Source organism: Priestia sp. P5_B4 (assembly GCF_056400385.1).
Window position 1 is genome coordinate 1 of record NZ_JBFULJ010000433.1, and the last position, 3,183, is coordinate 3,183.

Consider the following 3,183-nt stretch of genomic DNA (forward strand, 5'->3'; position numbering starts at 1 on the left):
ACTATATTTCCCGTACATATTTTGAATGGTTTTCTTTTGTCCTTCATCAATTTCCCCGTTGGATAAAAAGACGTTGATGACTTCAATTCCGTGCTTGCGTGCTTCCAGTACCGCTTCGTGCGTATCTACAATACCATTTTGTTCATATCCCATAGCGGCTGGTTCACCGTCTGAAAACACAAGTAAAAACTTCTGCTGTTCAGAACGCTGAAGCAAGCGGCGTGTCATATGGCGAATGGCAAATCCATCACGGTTGTCTTCTTCAGGCTCAAGCTGCATAATTTCAGGACCGCTTTTACGCTTTAACGATGCTTGAAAGTCCATAACCGTCTGCAGGTAGTTAGGCTGGCTCGTTTCGGTGGCATCATTTGTATCTTCCCAAAACCCTACAATTTGATGAGGCACCATAACAGATTTTAACGCTTCATGAAATAGCGTAATCCCAAGCTTCGTTTCATCCATTTTGTCGTACATTGATGCGGAACAGTCAACTAAAAGAGAAAAGACGGCATCAATTTGCGCAGAATCTTCATCTTTTTTATAAAACAAACGAGGATTGTCGTCTGTCCATAGTTTTAGAAGCTTTTTATTTAATCGGCCAAAGTGCAGCTCGCTTCTAGGAAGCGTTTTTTTATGTTCAAGCGTTTTTTCAATCATTTGTTTTAATTTCTTTTGATACGATGCAATAATTTTTTTATTCTCATTATACTGAACAACGTGATCGTCGTTCGGAAGTTTAGAATCTATAAAAACAGCATAGGCATGCTTATTTTCTTTCCCATACCCATAATCCGCTTCCCCGTCTTTTTCCGGATGCGTTTGCTCCATGGCTTCGATTTGAGAATAATCGTTCCGCGATGTTTTTTGAGAAGACCCTTGCACCATGCCCATTGCTYGATCTCCATCGTCGCCTTCACGAACACCATCGCCTAGCATGTCTGTTTTTGAGCCTTGATCCATATCAAACTGTAGAAAACTTTGCGTCGCTTCGCTTGTCTCTCGATGCCACATTTCCATTTTCTCTTCGTGAATGTCTTCATCTCCGTCTTTTTCATGCTCTAAAATATCATCGTTCACTAATGAATCTTTGCGTTTTAAATCTTCAAATGTTAACCCTTCTTCTAACTGATCATACTGAAGTTCAGCCAAGAAGAAATAAGTATTAAGCATATCTTTTTCAACAATATCATCAAAGACATCTACAAGTTCAAGACAGATGCGCGATACATCTTTTGTTGTTTTAGCTTCATATACATTTGTTAGCTGTCTGCGGATAAAAGGCATCGCTAAATTAATCGATTCACTCATTGAAGGAATTTCTTCAAATGGATTTTCAGCCGTCAATAGCAAGTAGATGCCGTTAAAAAGTGCATCCGTATACACGCTTTTTGTTAGATTTGCGCTCATTTGTGTAGCAAAATATTTTCTATAGAGCTGTCTTCTGACGGCGAAGGCTTTTTTCGTTCCAGGGCGTTCGCGTTTGCATACTTCTTCTAAACGAATATCTTCAAACAGCATAAACAGCTGCTTAGCTAAGCCAGGTACCGAGGTTTTATTTATTTTCTTTAAATATGCATTAATTTCTTTGAAGTTTGAATGCTTATAGCTTCCAATACTTCTTAAAAATACATCACTTTTTAAGCCRTACACTTTGTCTTCTTCTGGACGGTTATCCCAAAAGTGACTGAGATAAATAATGCCGTGTACAGGATCATAATAAGAAGAAACGCGATACTCTACTTCAATTTCATCATTTTTTGTTAATGTTTTCGTTAAATCTGCCAGCTCCATATAGAGAAAGGAATCTACATTTTTGTCGTTAAATTTAATAAATCGCATAGCGCCACTCCTTACTCAAATAATGTTTCAGCAATATTTTGAATGGCGGCTTTTTCCCTTTCATCTTCTAGCTTTTCGATAATACCGCGTCTAATCGCGCGAAGAGGCGGCATATAAAGAGCTAAATCACACGTATCGATAAGCGCACGAATAGACGCAGCTTCTTCTGATACATGGCCGCTTTGAACTTGAGTAATTAAATCCGCAGAGAGCGTGACAAATTTATCAATTAATTTTTCGTCTTTTAACTGAGACTGAGACATCAGAACTTGCTTTAAGCTGCCTCCTTGAATATACGGCACTTCAATAACAACAAAACGATTTTTTAGCGCTTCGTTTAATGGAACGGTACCAACATACCCCTCATTAATAGCCGCTACTACGCCGAACGTTTGCTGACCGCGTACTACATCTCCAGTGAATGGGTTCGTAATCATTTTTCGGTAATCAAGAACCCCATTTAAAATAGGAAGTGTTTCAGGTTTAGCCATGTTAATTTCATCAATATATAATAAATGCCCTTTTTTCATTGCCTGAATAACAGGTCCTTCCACAAACTCAATACCTGTTTTCCCTTCTTGTTCAGCAATTGTTTTAAAACCAAGCAGCGCTTCTGCATCTAAGTCAACCGAGCAGTTAACGCTATGCATCGGCTGAGAAAATAAATGCGACAGCGTTTCAGCAAGCTTTGTTTTACCTGAACCTGTTGGTCCTTTTAAAAGTACGTTTTTCCCTAGTGACAAGGCAATAATAGCATCTTCTAAAATATCTGCTTCTTCTGCTGTATAGCCGCCTTTTCCAATTAATAGCTGATCAGCATCGGAYAAGTTTTCATATTTACGATCCGCTAAAAGCGAAAGAACCTCTTGTGGTAATGATAATTGTGATAGTTGAATTGACATAACAAAAATCCTTTCTTTCTGYATACTTTCTATAGTTTACTAAAAAACATTCTTCTTCTCAAAGAATTGCTTTACCTACGCTTTTCTCTAAGGTTTCCGATAGAAAAACCGCAGTCTTTAAACATATATTCAGTAAAAAAAAGTAGGTTATTCACCTACTTTTTTACGATTTTATAGTTTTTATGATTAACGACTGTTTTCATGGATTCGCCCGTTTCAGCATCTTTCCCAAAATCTACGATAACCGAATTGTCTCGCACTACCATAACAATTCCTTTAAATCCTTTATAGTCGCCCTTTTTTGGCTGAATGGTATCGCCAACTTTAGCTGCTTTGACTTTAGGTGCTTGTTCTTCTGTACCTTGTGTATTTTCTACGTCCATCATGACCCCACCTTTTCCAATTTACCGTGTTTTTTATAAGTGAAAACACAATTTAATTT

General features: G+C 37.9%; 3 protein-coding genes. All 3 read right to left on the reverse strand.

The window, feature by feature from the left end:
- The coding region (locus AC1DRF_RS20805) for a vWA domain-containing protein (RefSeq protein ID WP_477741580.1) at positions 1–1,839 on the reverse strand (1,839 nt) is incomplete at its 3' end.
- An 11-nt stretch (positions 1,840–1,850) separates the two neighbouring features.
- Positions 1,851–2,741 (reverse strand): AAA family ATPase, encoded by an 891-nt coding sequence (locus tag AC1DRF_RS20810; protein ID WP_477741581.1) that lies wholly within the window; start codon positions 2,739–2,741, stop codon positions 1,851–1,853.
- 155 nt (positions 2,742–2,896) lie between these two features.
- Positions 2,897–3,127 carry a YkvS family protein gene (locus tag AC1DRF_RS20815; RefSeq protein WP_013056869.1) on the reverse strand — a complete coding sequence of 77 codons (231 nt, stop codon included), beginning with the start codon at positions 3,125–3,127 and terminating at the stop codon, positions 2,897–2,899.
- Positions 3,128–3,183: the final 56 nt, after the last annotated feature.

Excerpts from the sequence above, each read along its gene's own strand:
- AC1DRF_RS20815 (WP_013056869.1), bottom strand. The coding sequence starts at position 3,127 with ATGATGGACGTAGAAAATACACAAGGTACAGAAGAACAAGCACCTAAA.